Source organism: Desulfobulbus alkaliphilus (assembly GCF_016918545.1).
Classification (GTDB): Bacteria; Desulfobacterota; Desulfobulbia; order Desulfobulbales; family Desulfobulbaceae; genus Desulfobulbus; species Desulfobulbus alkaliphilus.
The window spans coordinates 1-18,361 of the sequence record NZ_JAFFQC010000038.1 but is presented as its reverse complement, the minus strand read 5'-3'; the positions used below and the strand labels follow the sequence as shown (position 1 = coordinate 18,361).

The window sequence follows — 18,361 nt, the reverse complement described above, 5'->3', positions numbered from 1 at the left end:
TATGCACATCCTGTTGATCCATGGCCACATGTTCCATGTCCACACCTGGTCTCAAGCCAGCGACCTGCTTGCCCGGGAAGGAATTACACTGCATTTTTTCTCCCAGGTATATAGTGTGCAACAAGCCCTGGGTTTTCTTGCCAACCATCATGTGGATCTGTTCATCGGCCATCTTTTCCACGATCTCCCCGGGTACGAAGACATCCTAGCCGCCACGGACAGGGTGAGCCGGCGCATCGGTATCGGTCAGGACTTTCCGGACGGCTTTTCCACCTTCACCGCTGAACAAACGCTCCGCTTTACAGAGTATCTTCAGCACATTTCAGTCAGCAATTATTACAACGCCATCCTCCACCTTGTCGCCTGTACCGGCCGTGACTGCCTGCCCGCACCACCTGAACCGGTCATGACGCACGGCGTCTACCACCCCCGGGCCTCTGCCCTGTTCGCCTCGACAACCGAGTACCTGCAATGGCACCGGGTGCACAACGAGGGAACCAATAGGTGGCCGCTGGTTGGCCTGCTGTGTTATTACGGCCAGGTTACCGAAAACAACCATGCCGAGATCGATGCGCTCATCCATGCCCTGGAACGACATGGAATGACCCCGCTGTGCGTCACCACCGAAGGCATGGCCGACAGCAGTCTCCCCCTGCGAAAACGGTATGGCTGGTTGTCTTTTTTTCAGGAGGAGACACCGGATATCTGCCTCAACCTGCTCGCCGGACGACTCCTTTCCCGGCCCGAGGACATCACAATCCTGGAGGAACTCAACGTACCGGTGATTCAACTCCTCCGCTTGCATCACCAGACTCCCGAGGAATGGCAGGCCGATGCCGGTGGTCTTGGCCCCGGAGCCCAATCCACGGTCTACAGCCTGGCCCAGCCTGAAATGGCCGGGGTGATCGAACCCACCGTGGTGGCCGCTTCGACCCCGGCTCTCGATCAGCGGACCGGGCTCCGATTCAGGCGATACCTTCCCCTTGAGGAACGAATCGAGCATCTCTGCCACCGTCTCCACCGCTGGTTACGATTACGCGACCTGCCCAACAGGGATAAACGGCTGACCGTTCTCCTCCATAATAATCCCTGCAAGGGAGTGGAGGCCACCCTGGGATTGGCCGAAGGCCTGGCTACCTTCGAGAGTCTTGCCGCCTTGATCGGTGCACTTCGCCAAGCCGGATATGAGGTCGGTGATGCTCCCGAAGATGGCCCCGCCCTGCTGAACCTGCTGTTGGAACGTAAGGCTATTTCCGAATTCCGGTGGACAACAACCGATGAGATGGTTCGGAAAGGCGGGGTGCTCCACTACTTCACCGGTGCTGAATATGCCCGCCTGCTGGAGCGATTACCTGACCTGGTCCGGGAACGTGTGAACAACGACTGGGGACCCTTTCCCGGTGAAGGCATGGTTTTCAACAACAACGGCGCGGACACCCTGCTGATCACCGGCCTGGTTTTCGGCAACCTGCGGATCATGCTGCAGCCCAAGCGGGGCTGCTATGGTGCCAAATGTAATGGGGAAGTCTGCCGCATTCTCCATGATCCCCATCTTTCCCCGCCGCCCCACTGGCTGGCGACGTATGCCTATATCCGGGAGCATTCGGATGTGGTCCTCCATTTCGGCACCCATGGCTCGCTTGAATTTCTGCCCGGCAAGCAGGTTGCTCTCTCAGAGTCCTGTTTCCCGGAAATCAGTCTCAATGACTTGCCGAATATATATCTCTATATCATGGATGCACCTGCCGAGGGATTGATTGCCAAGCGCCGGGGCCGGGCCGTATTGGTCACTCACCTCTCCCCGGTGCGGCGACCGGCTCCACCGGATCGGGACAGTGCTGAACTGGAAGACCTCCTCGATCAGTATCTGAAGGCGGGTCGACACCATGAAAGCAAACGTCAAGCCGTTCTTCGCGAGCGGATGCTGCCCCTGATGCAACAACTGGGAGCCATTGACGAGGACAACGATCCTGATGGATTTGAGCAGGCCGTGCACCTGCTCTCCCGCCGGCTCGCCCGGAGCCGACGGGCGTTGATGCCGGAGAGGCCGCACCGGTTGGGCCGTGCTCCGGATATCGAAGGCATAGCCACCATGCTGACCACCATTCTGAGTAAACCCTCCGCTGACCTCCCGAGGTTGGAGGATATAGCCACCTGGAACCCGACACCCGCCGGCAATGAATTTGAGGATGCCAGAGGTGTGATCCGCGCCCTCATTGAGTCACCCTCCGCGTTGGCGATCCCCTCCGGGATTGCCGATCGTAGCTGTCAGCACTTGCAACGCTGGTGCCTCGACATTGGAGATCGCATTGCCCAAAGCAGCCGTGAGCTGCCCCAACTGCTCAAAGCACTGGACGGCGGCTTTATAGAACCTGGCCTGGCCGGTTCTCTGGCCCTCGGCAAAACCCGGGCTCTGCCCACCGGCAGGAATTTTTTCACCAGCGACGTGGAAGCCATGCCCACGACAGCAGCCTGGGAGGTCGGTCGGCATCTGGCTGACAATCTGCTGCGCAAATATCTGCAGGAAGAGGGCCGATTTCCAGAGAGTGTCGGTATCAGCCTGTGGAGCATCGACGCCTTCAAGTCAGACGGCGAGGTTCTTTGCCAGATCCTTGCTCTCATGGGCATGCAACCGACCTGGACAGTGACCGGTCGGGTGCGTGGAGTGATTCCCATTGCTCTGGATGACTTGACCCTGGCAATTGAAGATGGGGTGATGCTTGCGCGACCCCGTATCGATGCGGTTATCCAGACCAGCTCCATTCTTCGCGACATGGTCCCGCATTTCGCTGATCTGCTCGACGAAGCCGCGGTACTGGCCGGGAATCTTGAGGAGCCGCTGGAGAGGAATTATATCCGCAAGCACACCCGGGAGCGAGTAGCGGAACTGCGGCGGGACCTGGCAAAACACCTCTCGGAAAACGAACTGCTGCGCCTGGCAAGCTTCCGCGTCTTTTCCACCGCACCAGGCGCCTGCGGTACCGGTGTCGGCCTGATTCTCGATGCTTCGGCCTGGGAAACGAGCGATGATCTGGCCGAAACCTATATCAACCGGGGCGGATATGCCTATGGATCGGATCGAGTCAACGGTTTTTCCAGGGCAGCGGGACAAGAGGCCCATCGTCTCTGGGCCGCCAATCTGAAAACCGTGGATGTCACGTATATGCGCCAATATTCTCCGGACTACGACCTCATGGATTGCAGCTGTTACACCGGCTGTCTGGGCGGCATGTCGGTGGCCGCTCAATCGATGCGCGGCAATTCAACCAGACTCTATTGGTCCGATGCCAATACCGAAGGTGATCTATCGGTACGCGACCTGAAAGAGGAAATCGATGCTTCGCTGACCGCCAAGCTCTTCAACAGGCACTGGATCCAAATGCAAAAGAGCCAGGGCTATCAGGGGGCCGGAACCGTGGCAAGCCAGGTCAACACCCTGTTCAAGTGGAGCGCCACCACCCAAGCCGTGGCAAATCATCATTTTGACAAGGTGGTACACACCTATATTGAAGACAGGGACAATTTGCAATGGCTGCGCCAGGAAAATCCCTACGGTCTGGAGGAAATGACCCGCCGTCTACTGGAAGCCCACAGCCGGGGCCTTTGGCAGGCATCCCCGCAGCTGCTGGCCATGGTACGGGAGGCGGCCCTGTTGGTCGAAGGCGACATGGAAGAACAGATCGGAGAGGTGGATGCTGAGTTTCAGGGCTCCAGGGTCGATGTCCTGACCAGTAAGGATGTACGCAAGTGGCAACCCACCTGGCGCTTGGAGCGGCGCGATCCATGAGCAGCCGGGGAATGAACTTGCAAATGTACGCACGGCACGGAGACCAGACATGATGAGACGACAACAACAGACAAATAGAACGCTCCAGCTGGACCAGCCATTTCCTTGGATAAACCATGCCAGTCGGCGTCGATTACCCGCCGTGCTCCTCCTCTCCCTGGGGCTGTTCTTCGTTTTGCCATCGCCGGCCCTTGCCCACGGAAACTCGCACCACCACCATACCTCCGAGTCCGCGGTATTGGACACCATGGTGGTGACCACGGATCGTCTCGGCGACTATATCGAGAACAACCCCAATCTGGTCGTGGTCCTTGGAAGACAGGCAATCCAGGAACGGAACATGCTCAGTGTGGAAGAAGCCCTGAACACCATGCCCGGCGTGGAAGTCAATCAAAGCTCTGGAGTCGGCGCGCGCATATCGATTCGAGGTTCGGGGAAATCAGGAGGTGTCCTGGTGCTGCTCAACGGCAGACCATTGAGCAGCAGCCAGTATGGAGGGGTCGATCTGGGCGGGATTCCCATCGACACTATCGAATCAATCACCGTATTCAAACCGCCGGTCCCGGTCTGGCTCGGATCCGGCGCCAGTGACGGTGCCATCAGTATTGTCACCAGGGGTATAGTCGACAGTCAGGAAGAAAGCCAACAACGGGCTACCCGGATACGCCTGACCGGGGGCTCCTTCGGCACCATCGAAGGCAATGCCAGTCACCAGGTACAATTAGAGTCCGGAACGGCGCTGGCCTCTTTTTCCGGAAAACATCGCGACGGTAAACGCACCAACAGTGATCTTGACAGTGGCAGCGTACTCCTGCATTGGGACAGGGAGTGGGCCGATACCCGTTTACTGGAAGTTGACGGCCAATTGTTCGTGTCTGAATCCGGTGCTCCCGGTCCGACGGACAACCCAACCCCGGATGCCCGTCAATCCTACCAAAAAGCCTCCCTTGACAGTCGCATGAGCGGCATGGCCGGGGTAACAGGAGACTTCCGTGCCAATCTCTATGGCGAAGTCAGCACCCTCGAAGATACCAGCCAGACCGGCTTGGTTTCGACCCTGGACAGCCTGAAATTCGGAATCAAAGGAGAGCACATCTGGAACGACACGACGGAACGATGGGTTCTCCGCTCCAGCACCATTCTTGAAAACGACGCCCTGGACCATACCCTCACCGGGAGTCACGACCGGATCACGGCCGGCTTTGGTCTGCAGGCAGATCGGAAATGGGATGCACTGACGCTGACCTCGGGGTTTCGGGGGGATCGGGTCACCGGATTCGCCTTCAATCCCGCTTTCTCCGGCGGTGTTCTCTATCCTCTGACTTCAGGCTGGTCACTCAAGGCCAACATCGGCTTCAGCATTCAGGTGCCCACTTTTGGCCAACTGTATCAATCCAGCCACGGCAGTATCGACCAATCGCGAGGCAACCCCGATCTCGACAAAGAACGTATTTTTTCCAGTGATGCTACCCTGGAATACCGTCAGGGGAGAACCCATTTTCTGCAGATCACCTTGTTTCGGACCGACACCTCGGATCCAATCCTCTATCAGCGGGGGGACGATCTCATCTACCGGCCGATCAACAGCGATCGTTCCTGGCGGCACGGTCTGGAAATGAACTGGAAATATCAACCAGGGTCGACCCTGACCATGGACACAAGTATAATCATCCAGGATTCGGAAATTGTGGAGACCGGCAAGGTCCTGCCGTATACCCCTCGGGTCCGGGCTCGATTCACTCTGTTCTCGACCATAAACAGATTCGACACCCGGATGGAAGCCTCAGTGCGGTACAGCGGTGAACAGTACAGCGAGATAGAAAACAAGGAGATCCAGCGACTCGATGATTATGTGACGGTCGACCTCAAGGTCATACAACCGCTGCCGAGCAAGACCTGTGCCGCTGAATGGTTTCTGAACGTGGAAAACCTGTTCGACAGCAGCTTCGAAATCCACCATGGCTATCCGGATAACGGTTTCCGCATTTTCACTGGTCTCAACCTGGCCTTTTAAGGTTTGCGTAGCGCGAGATGTCAAAAACCAAGGCAACTCACCCCTTGGATTATGAACAACTACTGAAAACGTAGTCAGTTAAGCACCTTATTTCTTGAAAAGTTAACTGCCATACACCTGTTCCTGTCGAAGTAAAGATCGTCTTGCCGAGACAGATCGGTTACGCTTTCAGCCAGCGATACCGGCTCAATTCCAGGTCCTCTAGTTGGAATCCGGGGTGTTGACGTTGAGGAGATTCATCAAATATGATGATCATACAATCGAATCCTGACCCGGCACACCTGGAGCAGATTGCGCATAACAGGCAGACGCAGATCAACTATCTTATCCTTGTACTTACCCGTCGTTGCAACCTACAGTGTGCCTCATGCTACCATGGGTCACCCGATAGCCAGCAGGATATGTCGATTGCAACTTTGGAAAAAGCCTTTGATCTCGCAATTGCTGGCAGCGGCCCCCTCCATATTCAATTGACGGGAGGTGAACCAACCCTGGTTCCTGAATTGATCGAAGCCGCTGCACAGCGAGCACTGATTGCGTCTCGTCCCTGCACCATGGGGATCCAGACCAATGGGACCTGCCTGGATGCACAGACGGTCGCCCTGCTCAAACGGTACCGGATACAGGTGGGCGTGAGTCTCGACGGGCCGCCGGCGATCCAGGAAGAGGTGCGCGGCAAATCAGCGGAAACCCTTCGTGGTTTGCAATTGCTAGAATCCTGCGCCCTTCCCTTCCGGTTGACCACCGTGATCAGCAACCGAAATGTGGCAGAACTTGACCGCCTGGCCTTGCTGCTGGCAGGTTTCCGACAGGCAATGGGCCTGGGTTTGGATCTGCTGGTGGTCAAAGGAAATGCCCGTGAGGCTGCAACGATGCTCCCAGCCCCGTCTACAGCGCTCATCCAGGGCGTATCGTCCCTGGCCAGGACGCTTACTATCATCAATCAGCGCAAAGAGATTCCACTGCAACTACGTGAACTGGAACTGGTCAAAGGGCTCCTGAACGCAAAGACAAAACAGGTCAATCGTACACGCAACTTCTGTTACGCCCAGCAAGGCACAAGCCTGGCAGTGCATCCCGATGGACGACTATTCCCCTGCGGTCAAAGTTTGGGAGATCCCAGGTTATTCGCCGGTAGCGTAGATCAAGCGGCCCCGATGCCTTTATTTCCCCAACGGACACTTACCGAGCTTGCCGCCGATTGTTCATCCTGCCCCCTGGAAAACAAATGTCCCGGCGACTGCCCCAGTCGGCTCCACTACAACAGAGACCATAACCCGTTGCTGGCCTGCGATCTGTACCGGACGCTGGCCTATTCCCTCAATACGCGACGGCTGGACTCTTGTTTTGAATATATTCATCCTCAAAGGCAAGCCGACCGGCGTGGAGCATCGTTTCCTGGTTCCCATCCTTGCCACCCGTGATGAACAACAAGGCGAGCCGAATTGTTGCCATTCATAACAATATTTATTATTGTAATGGCATAACCATCCAGGAGCAAAAACCATATCAAAGAGGGAACTCATGGCTGATCCAAAAGACATGTACCAATGCCAGGTCAGTAATTGCGGATACATCTACGATCCGGACAAAGGCAATGCCAAAACCAACATCCCGCCGGGAACCGCTTTCAAGGATATTCCCGATGATTGGCAATGTCCCTTCTGCGGATCCTCGAAAAAAACCTTTCGCCCCCTTGCCGGTCCTGGCTCGGTTCTAGCCGAAGGCATTTAAAACCAACAGCAATCCATACCAAAGGGAGTAAGAGGGGGTTTCCCCTGTTACTCCTCTTGGATCCGTACACGCTCCTTTGTGCGTCAGTCTTGCTGCACAAGCGGGACCTGTTTTCAATTTTTCATAATGATACCATGGATATATCGCAAGCAATACGACAACGCCAATCAATTCGCGCCTATCTCGACCGGGAGGTGAACCGGGACACCATCAAGAAGATTCTTGATACCGCCAGGTACGCGCCGTCAGGGGCCAACTGTCAACCCTGGCAGGTGGCTGTGGTCAGCGGAACCACCAGGGAGATTATCGCCCAAGCACTCACTTCTGCTTTTCGTCGCGGCGAACCCGAGGATCACGACTATGCGTACTACCCGGTGAACTGGCAGGAACCTTTCAAAGCACGGAGGATCGCCTGTGGTATGCAGCTCTACCAGACGCTCGGCATCGACAGAAAAGACAAACAGGGGAGAATGCAACAGTGGGAGGCCAATTACCGCGCCTTTGACGCCCCGGTGATGCTGTTCTTTTTCCTCGATCGGTCCCTTGCTATCGGTTCGTATATGGACAGCGGCATGTTTATTCAGTCGATCATGCTGGCAGCCTTGGAAGAAGGGCTGGCGACCTGCCCCCAGGCGGCTCTGAGCAGCTATGCCACCCTGATCAAAGATATTCTCGGCTACCCTCAGGACACCATCCTGCTTTGCGGTATGGCGATGGGATACGAGGATAAAGGCGCCCTGGTCAACAGTTACCGCACCCCCCGGGAAGAAGTTGAACACTTCACCACCTTTCATGAATGAACGCTGTCGGCCGGTGATATCGATTGCATTCTGAGTGCTCCACCGCTGTACAAAAGAGGACAGGTAAAAAACAAAACAGGGATAGTGCCTGCTGTTCTTCTCTCATCGAAACCTGCTCACCGATAATCACCACCAGTCCATTTGCCTTGCCAGCCGACTTGTATGAGGAGTAACGCATGATACCTGAGCATGTTCGAGCACAGGCTGCCCAGTGCCGCCACTATGCAATGTGCAAGATCGATTACCTGGGAACCGGGCTTTGTGCCTCCGGTGCTGAGCATCACTATGTCAGCCATTTTCCCCAGGGACGAATGGACCTCTGTGACGCCTTGGCCAATAATCAAATTGCCATTACCGAAGGATTGGTGGAGATCGCCGACAGCTGCAATTTGTGCGGGATCTGCGACCGACAATGTCATTTTGTCACCGGGATGCGGCCCGTGGAAGTCATGAAAGCCTTGAAAGAGCATGTGCGGGAATGGCTGGCCCGGGGAAACATGCCTATAGCCGCCCCCTTTGATCCGGTTTTAGAGCAATTGCGCCAGATTGTCGGTCAGCGGTGGGCCACCAACGATCCGGCGGTTCTACTCACCTACGCCCATGACCCCTTTCCTCTGGCCGGACCCCAGATGCCGCGCTTCGTGATCCTACCCGGGAACAGAGAGGAAGTCGCGGCCGTAGTCCGGTTCGCCAATGGCCATCAGATTCCCTATGTCGTGCGCGGCAACGGCGGCAGCGTTTTCGGATTCGTGTTTACTGATGGGCTGGTTATGGACATGCACCGGATGAAGGACATTGTCATCGATGCCGAAAACTGGACCGCCCTGGTGGGGCCGGGAGTGACATCCTTTGAGTTACAGCAGGCCGCGGTCAAGCAGGGATTTCGGGTGAACACCGCCGAGCCCGCAGCCACGGTCTGCGGGAACATCGTCTGCACCGGACTGTTTTCGACCTGGGCCAATGCCTATGGAGTGAATGCCGATACCTTTGTGGACATGGAGTTCGTCAGTCGCGACGGAGAATTTTTCCGGCTCAATGATCCCCGCGCTCCCAATGTGTTCTGCTATGAACATCGGTTGACTCCTTCACCGGGCATCTGTACCCGGGCCCATGTCCGGCTCCATCCGATGACAGAGGATGAAGAGGGGATGCTCATCCCTTTCGCGGAGTTCGATGAGGCGGTGGACTTTGCCCGCGACCTCAGCCGACGCCGGATCGGACTGGCCCTGGGGGTGTTGGGCGGGCATTACCTGTCCACCTTCATGGCGCCGACCGCGACTCTGGCGGAACAGGTGCGGGGCAGTCTGAGCGAGACGCTTGGCATGCGCTACGCGGTCTTCATGGTCGGGGACCGTTTCGCCCGCCAGGCTGTTCAGTCCATGCGACCGGCGGTCATCAACGCCGATCTGTTCCGGATGCTTCTGCTGGGACTGCCTCGCCTGGCTGATCGGGAATGGCAGGACCTTCTCATCGGCATGGGCGGCGACGAACCAGTGTATGAATTCCTGTTACGTCCTGAAATGCGGCCTGTCCTGGAAGCGGTCCTGCGCCCGGCCCCCGAGACCCTGGCTGCGGCCGTGGACGAGGATCTGCGAACATTTTACACGCAACTGTATGCCCGCCCGGAAATGACGGACATGGTCTGGCTGAACATGTTCCGGATTCTCAGCTCGCGGATGTCCCGACACAAGCACATGTTCGCCTTCCTGATTTATGTGCCCATGGATCGCCCGGATCTGATCAGAGCAATCTGTGACCGGTTGCAGCGCATCGCCGACGACCAGGGACTGGAAAATGACTTCGGTTTCCTGACACCACTGGATTTAGGCAAACGGGGCATTCTGGAATACGACTACTACATCAACCACCAGGATCCGGTTGATGCCGATCGGATCCGCCAGGCTGCCGTGGAATTCGAGCCCTACCTGGACGAGATCAGCGCCACCATCAAGGGTGTAAAATGGCTGAAATACATCTTTTCCCAGGGCTGCGCGCGCAAGGAAGCGTTTTTATACACATGAGCGCTCAACTGAACGGAGGATGCCGGGGGGCAAAGCCCTGATGGAACGCGGCCCGAAACCGACCATCCTGGTCACCGGCGGGACAGGATTTCTGGGAAGTCACCTGGTCACGCGCCTTCTTGCCGAGGGACACCGGGTTGTGGTCCCGGCCCGTTCGCGCCATGGATTGTCCGCCGACCAGCGCATGGCCCGGCTGCTGGACTGGTTCGGCACGCCACACCAACAGCGATCGTTGCTGGAAGTTGTTGAGGCGAACCTGGAATACCCCTCCCTCGGCATCGCCCCCCAGCAGGCCGCTGACCTGCGACTTAAGGTGGACGAAATCATCCACTGTGCCTCCGACACATCTTTTTCCTCCAGAAAAGAAGAGCAGGTCAAGCGGGTCAATATTCAGGGCCTGGAACACCTGCTGGATCTGCTATCCGGAAGTCGTTGCCGCCGTCTGTACCTGATCAGCACCGCCTATGTGGCCGGAAAACGGATTGGGGACTGTCCTGAAGCGTTCCAGGAAACCACGGCGTTTCATAACGTCTACGAACAGAGCAAGTTCATCGCCGAGCAAATCGCGGCGAGTCGATGCGCCGCAAGCGGGATCCGATTGACGGTGATCCGTCCGTCCATCGTCTACGGCGACGCACAGACCGGCCGCACGCTGGCGTTCAACGCCCTGTATTATCCTGTCCGGACCATCCATTATTTTTCCAAGCTGTATCACGAAGACATACTGGAACACGGGGGAGACAGGGCCAGGGCCCTGGGTATTCACCGTGCGCCCGATGGGACCCTGCATCTGCCGATCCGGATCGATGGCGGCAGCGGCTGCGGTGTCAATCTGATTCCCGTGGATTATTTCCTGCGCGCCTTCCTGGCCATTCGTGACGCACCCTCGGCAGACGGTGTCTTCCATATCGTCAACCCGCAGAACACCTCCATCGCCGAGCTGGTGGACTTCACCCGGCGGTTTTTTCACTTGACCGGCCTCGAAGTCACCACCGGGGAGGATGTCGCTTCCCTGCCCCGGCATGGTCTGGAACTGCTCTTTGACCGGCATATCCAGGCCTACAGCGCCTACATCCGTGATGCCCGGATCTTTGACCGTTCCAGGTCCGATGCGCTTCTGCGCCAGGCCGGTGTAACTTGTCCCGCCTTCACCTACGCCGTCTTCACCACATGCATGCGCTTTGCCGTCGATGTGGACTGGGGCCGCCTGCTGTGGGAATCCTCCCCGGCCGGACCTTGATCTGATGGCAAGCGGCTTCCCCGATCGTGAAGATCTTCTAGCAGAAAGGTTTTGGGAAACGTTTACCGAGTGCAGGAGACGATTGCATAACCCGATACCTGAAACATGTCCCGGCATTTCAAAAGCTGATACGCAGATTGTCGGTAGGGACTCTGTGCACGACAGCCTGATCGACGACAAACAGAACGCTGGTACAGGTGGACGAGTTTAAACAAGCGACGAATACAGTCTTTTTGCCCAAAGAGAGCGGCCCATGCCTACCCATGTTCCCTACGGATACCAGTCCGTTTCCCCCGAAGAAAAGCGCCGCCGGGTTCTCGGCCATTTTGAAACCATCGCCCAACGGTACGACCTTGCGGACTTGCTGCTCAGCGGCGGACTGCACTTCTGGTGGCGACGAAAAGCCATGCGGCTGTTGCAATTGCAGCCAGGAGAGAGCGTCCTGGATCTATGCGGCGGCACCGCGGATTTTGCCGTGCTCGCCGCGCGGGACGTCGGCCCCTCGGGGACCGTGGTGGTCTGCGATATCAGCCCGGCCATGATGATCGCAGGCCGGAGCAAAGCGCGTCGGGCCGGGGTGCTGGAACGCATCCAGTGGGTCCAGGGTGACGCGGAGCGGATGGGTTTAGCCGATCAATGCCTTGACGCGGTCATCGTAGGCTACGGACTCCGCAATTTAGTTTCCTTGGAGAATGGCCTGGAAGAGATCTTGCGGGTTCTCAAGCCCGGCGGGCAGTTTATGGCCATGGAATTTTCCATACCCCAAGCAGCCTGGTTGCGGTTTCTCTACCATCAGTATTCCTTCCGGGTCATGCCCTGGGCCGGCCGGATGATCACCGGCTCCGCCGCCCCCTTCCACTACCTGGCCGAGTCCATCAGGGTCTTTCCTCCCCCGGAAAAAATCCGTACACTCCTGATCAACCTCGGCCTGGAACGCGCCGCGATCCACCCCTTGTCCAACGGACTGGCTGTCTTGTTTTCCGCCGTCAAACCGCCTGTTCATTCGCTGTAGCTGCACGTGCCTCTGATTTCCTGCCTTATGAGACACCCGCAGCGGAAGAACGCTCACGGATCAAGGGATCTGAAAACGGAAGTCGTTGAACTTTGTTCCCTGGAGTGCACAAGGACAGGCAGGACTTCGGTTCCGGTTGTTTTAATCTTCGTTCTTTTGTGCTTCAAGAGGATGCATTTATGGCATTATCAAGTGCAATCCCTATAGATAGCGAGTACAAGTATTATTCGCATATATGACAGACAAATAACCTCTTTCAGACATCTATTTTTGAACAAAGGATACATGTGAAACCCACAATTCTTGTTACAGGAGCCACCGGCTTTATTGGCCTGGAACTGTCCCGCTATCTTGCCGCCCAGGGACTCAAACCCAGACTGCTGGTTCGCCGGCCGGATCGGACTCTGCTGGTGAGCGGCCTGGACGCCACGGTTGTCCCGGGAGACCTTCAGGACCCGGCCAGTCTGGACAGGGCCGTACGCGGGGTGGATACAATCATCCATTTAGGCGGACGGGCCTTGTTCGAACGGTACGAACTGGTCCAAGGCACCCTGCTCCAGGGTTCGGTCGCTCTGATGCGCGCCGCAATCCAGGCCAATGTCGGCTCTTTTATTTTTGCCTCCAGCCTGCTGACCTATGCGAGTCAAAGCGAAGTGATTGATGCCGCCACGCCGCTGCAGCCCCAGGGCGGATATGGTCGAGCCAAGGCCGAGGCCGAGCATATCCTGGAAGAAATGGCCAAAACCGCGGGCATGCGTCTTGCAATCCTGCGCCTGCCCCATACCTATGGTCCCGGCTCCCTGCTTTTTGACCAGATCCGGCGGGGCTGGATGTTTCAGCCCGGTCCAGGGACCAATGTATATTCGCACATGCATGTCCACGATTCAGCCCGGCTGTTGACCGAGGTGGCTCTGTCGAACTGGAGCGGCTCTTCGCCCGTGGCAGATGCACAGCCCTGTACATGGCGAGATTTTTTCCGCGTTTGCCGCGAATTCTACCCCTATTTCCGTTACCTGCGCCTTCCCTATGGTCTGGCCCTGGGAGGAGCCGCCCTGGCCGAAGGATTTTTTGGTCTTCTGCGAAGACCTGCCATGATGACCAGGGACGCGATACGGAGCTTCAACTTGAATCTGGCGGTACAGCCAGGGCTGGTCTGGGACGACCTTGGTCTCAATCCGGAATTTCCTACCGTCCGGGAGGGATTGGCCGACGTGGTCTGCCGAAGCATGCCCTTTGCCTGGCGACCCTCGGTGCACGACCGCTGTCGGTGCTACCTGGACAAGGGAGGCTGCCCTGTCAACGAGCCTCCGGAGAAGATATAAATTCCTGATGACTCAAGAAACTGAAATCTCGACGGCTCGACGGCACTTACCCTTAGCTGCCGTCCAGGCCCGCAAGGAAACTCTTGGCGCCTGATGAGATCCGGTCCCGTTCGGCTGCCGGCATTCGCCGCAAATTCCGGTACGCCAGGGCCATTCGCTGGTTGCCCGCAAGCAGATCTTCGTTTGCCATCAGGAAATACCAATACAACAGGGTAAACGGGCACGCTTCCGGGCCGCTTTTCCTCTGGGGATCAAAGGGACAGCTTTTGCAGTAGTCGGACATCCGATTGATGTAGGCGCCCGAGGCCGCATACGGCTTTGAGCCAACGATGCCGCCATCGGCAAAAAGCGCCATTCCGTGCGTGTTTGGTAGTTCCACCCACTCGAAGGCGTCCGCGTACACCGCCAAGTACCATTCCTCCACCTGGGCGGGATCAAGACCGGCAAGGAGGGCGAAGTTGCCTGTCACCATCAGGCGCTGTATATGGTGGGCGTATGCATTCTGCAGCGTAGAACCGATAGCCTGCCGCAGGCACTCCATGTGCGTGTCCCCGGTCCAGTAGAAACCGGGAAGTGATCTCGTTGCCCGGAGGAAGTTGGAGGACCGGTACTGCGGCATCAAAAGCCAGTAGACTCCCCGGATGAACTCCCGCCAGCCGGCAATCTGGCGAATGAATCCCTCAATGGCCGCAAGCGGTGCACGATTCTCTTCAAAGGTGCGGAGGGCGGCCTGGCAGACTTCACGGCCGAGAAGCAGCCCCGTATTGAGATAGGGAGAGAGGAGCGAATGAAAAAGGAGGTTTTCGTCTCGTTTCATCGCGTCCTGGTAGTCGCCGAACATCGGCAGAATATCGGCAACAAAGTGGTCAAGGGCGGTGAGGGCTTCTTCGCGGGTGACGGCCCAGCCGAAACGCTCCATGGTCCCGACGTGGTCCGGATACCGGGCTGCCACCATGCTCATGACATCGCGGGTGACAGCATCCGGCACGAATCGCCGGCGCTCGGGAATGCGCACATCAACTGGAAGACGTCGCCGATTCTCGCGGTCATAGTTCCACCGCCCCCCCACTGGCCGGTCGCCATCCATGAGCCAGCCCGTCTTTCGCCTCATCTGGCGATAGAAGTACTCCATCCGCAGTGTCCCGCGCCCTTCAGCCCAGGAGTGAAACTCATCGTGACTGGCGATAAACCGATCATCGGGCAACACCTCAGCCCGCCACCCACGCTGAGCCTCCCGAACCTCCCACTCGCTCGCCTCCGTGACCACAACCCGGTCAGGGGCATGGCGCCCACAGGCTCGCTGGATCTCTCCGTCCAGCGATTGGGTGTTTGCCGGATCATCAACCGTTATGTAGTCGACATTGACCCCTCTCGTTTGAAGCCTCCGCGCAAAATGCCGCATGGCTGACAGAATCAGGACGATTTTCTGCTTGTGGTGCGGCGCCCGGGTGATCTCGCCGTTGACCTCCGCCATGAAGACAACATCACTGGCCGGGTTGATATCGCGGAGTGAAGTGATGGAATCGCTCAGTTGATCACCCAAGATCAGGCGAAGGGTCTTCATGCCCTGATCCTGTGGAAAAAACCACAGACAAACCACGTTGTTCTTCGACCAAATCGTTGCATCTGCACCTTCTTATTGTATTCAATTGGATAGCAGGGAAAAAGATACCCCTTCCTTGCGCCAAGGGTCAACAGCACAAAGCAATTGTTCACTATCTCCTTGATTCGTGCTCGTTCGTCCGCACATCAGCTTTGTTGTCTATGACCGTCCGATTAAAAGACCCTTGATCGGAAGGGTACGGCCCATAAAGATGGTGAACGGACAGAGGCCCAGAAAGGAGGCTGGTGAAGGAAAATTGTCAAAAAAAGTCCTCATATGTATATCCTGAGTACAGCAAAGTACATCAGAAACAAGCGTCCAGCCGCCACCGATTCAGGTGCACACCAAGGAGAAAAGAGATACATGCCCTCGAGAACATCAGTTTCACAAGCTTCAATCTTTACAATCTGAATGAGCCTGGCTTGCCGATGTATCGTAATCGTACCGGTTGGCCCTCAGAAATTGTCGACCGCAAAGTTGCCTGGTCTGCAGCGATGCTGCGCCGCGCACAGGCGGATGTCTTCGGTTTTCAGGAGTTGTGGCATCGGGATACGCTCGCCCGCGTCCTCGAAAAAGCGGAATTCAATGAAGACTATATGTTGATTGCCCCCGAGAACCATCAGGGGCAAAGCATAACCTGCGCTGCGATTGTGCGGAAAAGCCTTCTGGACGGAACACCGGAATGGATCAGGGATTTTCCCCCCGCGTTTCGACTGCAAAGCAGGGGTGATGACAAACAAACGGATGCCATGTTTGTCGATATCACCAGATTCTCTCGCCCGGTTCTCCATTTCCGGGTCAAGCCCAGACCAAGAGCGGATGCGATTCATGTCTATGTATGTCATTTGAAATCGAAAACTCCAACAAACGTCACAGCTGATCCGTGGTATAAGCAGGAGCGTGACCTCTATTCAAAGCATATCGGCGCTATCGGCCATGCTCTTTCGACAATCCGCCGCACCGCGGAGGCCCTGGCTCTGCGTCTGCTGATAACCGAAGCAACCAAAGAGACCAATACTCCGGTTGTCGTGCTGGGTGATCTCAATGACGGGCAGGAATCAAACACACATGACATTATCACCGAACAGCCGCTTTTTCTGCAACCTCTCTCCACCGGAGGCCGTGATACCGCACTCTATTCCGCGCAAAGCCTGCAGCAGTTAAGAAGCTTGCGGGATGTGTACTATACCTATATTCATCAGGATGTCCACGGCTCGCTGGACCATATTCTGGTGAGCGAGGAACTCTACGACAACTCACGAAATCGGGTGTGGAAAATTGACCGGCTTGACATTTTCAACGACCACCTCAACGATGCGAAGCTGCGCGAAAACGAAGGCGCAAGTGATCACGGAATTGTCCGGGCGCAGTTTTCATTTCGGCCTGCATAGTCACTCAACCTCAATCGTAACCGTTCACCTGATAAACGTTGAGCAGGTACTGAATGGTTACCGCCCCTTGTAGGAGCCCACAGGAGCCCACCCCTGTGGGCGAATTCCCCTTTCTTTTCTCAGCAGCTTTATCGCCCACGGGAGTGGGCTCCTACGGGAAGTGCCGGGGAAAACGACCAAGCTCTCGTGCCTGGTGAACGGTTACGAACATTAAATGTTACCCCTTCAAAGCGCCATGCCTGCGACCCAAAAATCGCAAGGGGGATTCTGGGAAGAGCGGTATCATGCCACAGCAGACGAATATGGAGAACATTTGATCCGATGCATGACCTCTATCGAATTGAATATGCTGCGTGCCGGGGTTGTTGCCCGTTCTTCCGGGTGGCCGGATTGCGGTTACCACGAAATCCAGAATCCCCGGCCCCGTCCGCCACCGAGGAACTTGACCCGGCCAACCGGAATCGTTATGATGTCAATGACATTCGAAAAAATGAAAAGGAGAGGAATATGTCTCAGATTACCGCCCGATTGCCGGATGAAGTTGTCTTGGCATTGGACCATGCCGCCAGAACTCTTAACCGGAGCCGCGCCGACGTTGTTCGCCAGGCTATCGAAAGTTATCTCGAAGACTTTGACGACTTGAACGCTGCGATTGAACGCCTGCGCGACCCCGCCGACGAGACCATCGACTGGCAAGAGGCTCGCCGTGTCCTACTCGCTCAAGATTAAGCGAAGCGCTCTCAAAAAAATCCAGGCCCTGCCCAACTCCGAGCGCTTACGCATTGTGGAAGCCATAGACCGGCTGTCCGAAAATCCTCACGTCGGCAAACTGCTCAAGGGTGATCTATCGGGCCTGCGCCGTATTCGCACCGGCGATTACCGCATCGTTTACGAGATCGACGAAGGGCAGGTCGTAGTCCTCGTCCTGCGCGTCGCCCATCGCAAAAACGTGTATCGCTAAGGATTATTATTGGGGGCGGACCTGGTCAATGTTCTGAAATCAATTGATAAAATATGAAAAAAGAGCCGAGAATAACCATTAGAAGGCTGACTTTGGTTTTAAAACTGGACCGTTAAGGAAAAAGGCCAAGAGCAAATCGATAGTATATTCCAGGGTAGGTTTGGTATATCATCCACCGTTGCCATAAAAAGAAATTTCTGCTCAGATACCGCCGCGGCCGGCAGAGGTGGCGGTTTTGGCTGTTCGAAGCGGAAAAGCGCTATGGTTTACTGGTGCTGAAATACATTATCACTTCGAACCATATCCATCTCTTGGCAGCCAATAGCGGCGAGCCTGATGTCCTGCCCCGTCGTAGCAATTGGTGGCCAACCGTACCGGGCAGGAAGAAAATCACCGGAAAATAATATATCGCGGGCATGGCCCGCTCCTACATTGCCACCGAACCTGTAGGAGCGGGCCATGCCCGCGATTTTATT

14 protein-coding genes are annotated in these 18,361 nt (G+C 56.5%); 12 read left to right on the top strand and 2 right to left on the bottom strand.

Features of this window, described 5'->3' with window-relative positions; all coding sequences use genetic code 11:
* Position 1 precedes the first annotated feature (1 nt).
* From JWG43_RS15295 to JWG43_RS15255, 9 genes are all read left to right on the top strand, one after another.
* Complete coding sequence (locus JWG43_RS15295) at positions 2–3,787, top strand: cobaltochelatase subunit CobN (protein WP_205243818.1); 3,786 nt, start codon at positions 2–4, stop codon at positions 3,785–3,787.
* A 49-nt stretch (positions 3,788–3,836) separates the two neighbouring features.
* Complete coding sequence (locus tag JWG43_RS15290; protein WP_205243817.1) at positions 3,837–5,801, top strand: TonB-dependent receptor plug domain-containing protein; 1,965 nt, start codon at positions 3,837–3,839, stop codon at positions 5,799–5,801.
* Between the two features lie 245 nt (positions 5,802–6,046).
* Positions 6,047–7,225: a radical SAM/SPASM domain-containing protein gene (locus JWG43_RS15285; protein ID WP_205243816.1), complete on the top strand. Its 1,179-nt coding sequence runs from the start codon at positions 6,047–6,049 to the stop codon at positions 7,223–7,225.
* A gap of 100 nt (positions 7,226–7,325) precedes the next feature.
* Positions 7,326–7,535, top strand: coding sequence for a rubredoxin (locus JWG43_RS15280; RefSeq protein WP_205243815.1), 210 nt, complete (start codon positions 7,326–7,328; stop codon positions 7,533–7,535).
* 134 nt (positions 7,536–7,669) lie between these two features.
* Positions 7,670–8,335, top strand: coding sequence for a nitroreductase (locus JWG43_RS15275; protein ID WP_205243814.1), 666 nt, complete (start codon positions 7,670–7,672; stop codon positions 8,333–8,335).
* Positions 8,336–8,511: 176 nt separating this feature from the next.
* Positions 8,512–10,356, top strand: coding sequence for an FAD-binding oxidoreductase (locus tag JWG43_RS15270; RefSeq protein ID WP_205243813.1), 1,845 nt, complete (start codon positions 8,512–8,514; stop codon positions 10,354–10,356).
* A gap of 19 nt (positions 10,357–10,375) precedes the next feature.
* Positions 10,376–11,596 carry an SDR family oxidoreductase gene (locus JWG43_RS15265; protein WP_205243812.1) on the top strand — a complete coding sequence of 407 codons (1,221 nt, stop codon included), beginning with the start codon at positions 10,376–10,378 and terminating at the stop codon, positions 11,594–11,596.
* A gap of 253 nt (positions 11,597–11,849) precedes the next feature.
* A complete protein-coding gene (locus JWG43_RS15260) occupies positions 11,850–12,608 on the top strand; it encodes a ubiquinone/menaquinone biosynthesis methyltransferase (RefSeq protein ID WP_205243811.1) in 759 nt (252 codons plus the stop codon).
* Between the two features lie 287 nt (positions 12,609–12,895).
* Positions 12,896–13,930 (top strand): NAD-dependent epimerase/dehydratase family protein, encoded by a 1,035-nt coding sequence (locus JWG43_RS15255; RefSeq protein WP_205243810.1) that lies wholly within the window; start codon positions 12,896–12,898, stop codon positions 13,928–13,930.
* A gap of 52 nt (positions 13,931–13,982) precedes the next feature.
* On the opposite strand, the gene JWG43_RS15250 is transcribed toward JWG43_RS15255, so the two are convergent.
* The gene (locus JWG43_RS15250) at positions 13,983–15,494 is read right to left on the bottom strand and encodes a cryptochrome/photolyase family protein (RefSeq protein ID WP_205243809.1); all 1,512 of its coding nucleotides are present in this window, start codon (positions 15,492–15,494) and stop codon (positions 13,983–13,985) included.
* 467 nt (positions 15,495–15,961) lie between these two features.
* Between JWG43_RS15250 and JWG43_RS15245 the strand changes: the two genes are divergently transcribed.
* The 3 genes from JWG43_RS15245 to JWG43_RS15235 all read left to right on the top strand — a co-directional run bounded on the left by JWG43_RS15245 (position 15,962) and on the right by JWG43_RS15235 (position 17,885).
* Entirely contained in the window at positions 15,962–16,924 is a 963-nt protein-coding gene (locus JWG43_RS15245) for an endonuclease/exonuclease/phosphatase family protein (RefSeq protein ID WP_205243808.1), read from the top strand.
* A gap of 321 nt (positions 16,925–17,245) precedes the next feature.
* Positions 17,246–17,653: a ribbon-helix-helix protein, CopG family gene (locus tag JWG43_RS15240; protein ID WP_205243807.1), complete on the top strand. Its 408-nt coding sequence runs from the start codon at positions 17,246–17,248 to the stop codon at positions 17,651–17,653.
* Complete coding sequence (locus JWG43_RS15235) at positions 17,631–17,885, top strand: type II toxin-antitoxin system mRNA interferase toxin, RelE/StbE family (RefSeq protein ID WP_205243806.1); 255 nt, start codon at positions 17,631–17,633, stop codon at positions 17,883–17,885. The genes JWG43_RS15240 and JWG43_RS15235 overlap by 23 nt, the downstream gene beginning before the upstream one ends.
* A 266-nt stretch (positions 17,886–18,151) precedes the next feature.
* On the opposite strand, the gene JWG43_RS15230 is transcribed toward JWG43_RS15235, so the two are convergent.
* Positions 18,152–18,361 (bottom strand): hypothetical protein (locus JWG43_RS15230; protein ID WP_205243805.1); only part of this gene is annotated, 210 nt, incomplete at its 5' end.

Bases quoted from the DNA above. Each gene is read 5' to 3' on its own strand.
- JWG43_RS15295 (WP_205243818.1), top strand. From the start codon at position 2: ATGCACATCCTGTTGATCCATGGCCACATGTTCCATGTCCACACCTGG.
- JWG43_RS15290 (WP_205243817.1), top strand. From the start codon at position 3,837: ATGATGAGACGACAACAACAGACAAATAGAACGCTCCAGCTGGACCAG.
- JWG43_RS15285 (WP_205243816.1), top strand. From the start codon at position 6,047: ATGATGATCATACAATCGAATCCTGACCCGGCACACCTGGAGCAGATT.
- JWG43_RS15280 (WP_205243815.1), top strand. From the start codon at position 7,326: ATGGCTGATCCAAAAGACATGTACCAATGCCAGGTCAGTAATTGCGGA.
- JWG43_RS15275 (WP_205243814.1), top strand. From the start codon at position 7,670: ATGGATATATCGCAAGCAATACGACAACGCCAATCAATTCGCGCCTAT.
- JWG43_RS15270 (WP_205243813.1), top strand. From the start codon at position 8,512: ATGATACCTGAGCATGTTCGAGCACAGGCTGCCCAGTGCCGCCACTAT.
- JWG43_RS15265 (WP_205243812.1), top strand. From the start codon at position 10,376: ATGCCGGGGGGCAAAGCCCTGATGGAACGCGGCCCGAAACCGACCATC.
- JWG43_RS15260 (WP_205243811.1), top strand. From the start codon at position 11,850: ATGCCTACCCATGTTCCCTACGGATACCAGTCCGTTTCCCCCGAAGAA.
- JWG43_RS15250 (WP_205243809.1), bottom strand. From the start codon at position 15,494: ATGAAGACCCTTCGCCTGATCTTGGGTGATCAACTGAGCGATTCCATC.
- JWG43_RS15245 (WP_205243808.1), top strand. From the start codon at position 15,962: ATGTATCGTAATCGTACCGGTTGGCCCTCAGAAATTGTCGACCGCAAA.
- JWG43_RS15240 (WP_205243807.1), top strand. From the start codon at position 17,246: ATGCATGACCTCTATCGAATTGAATATGCTGCGTGCCGGGGTTGTTGC.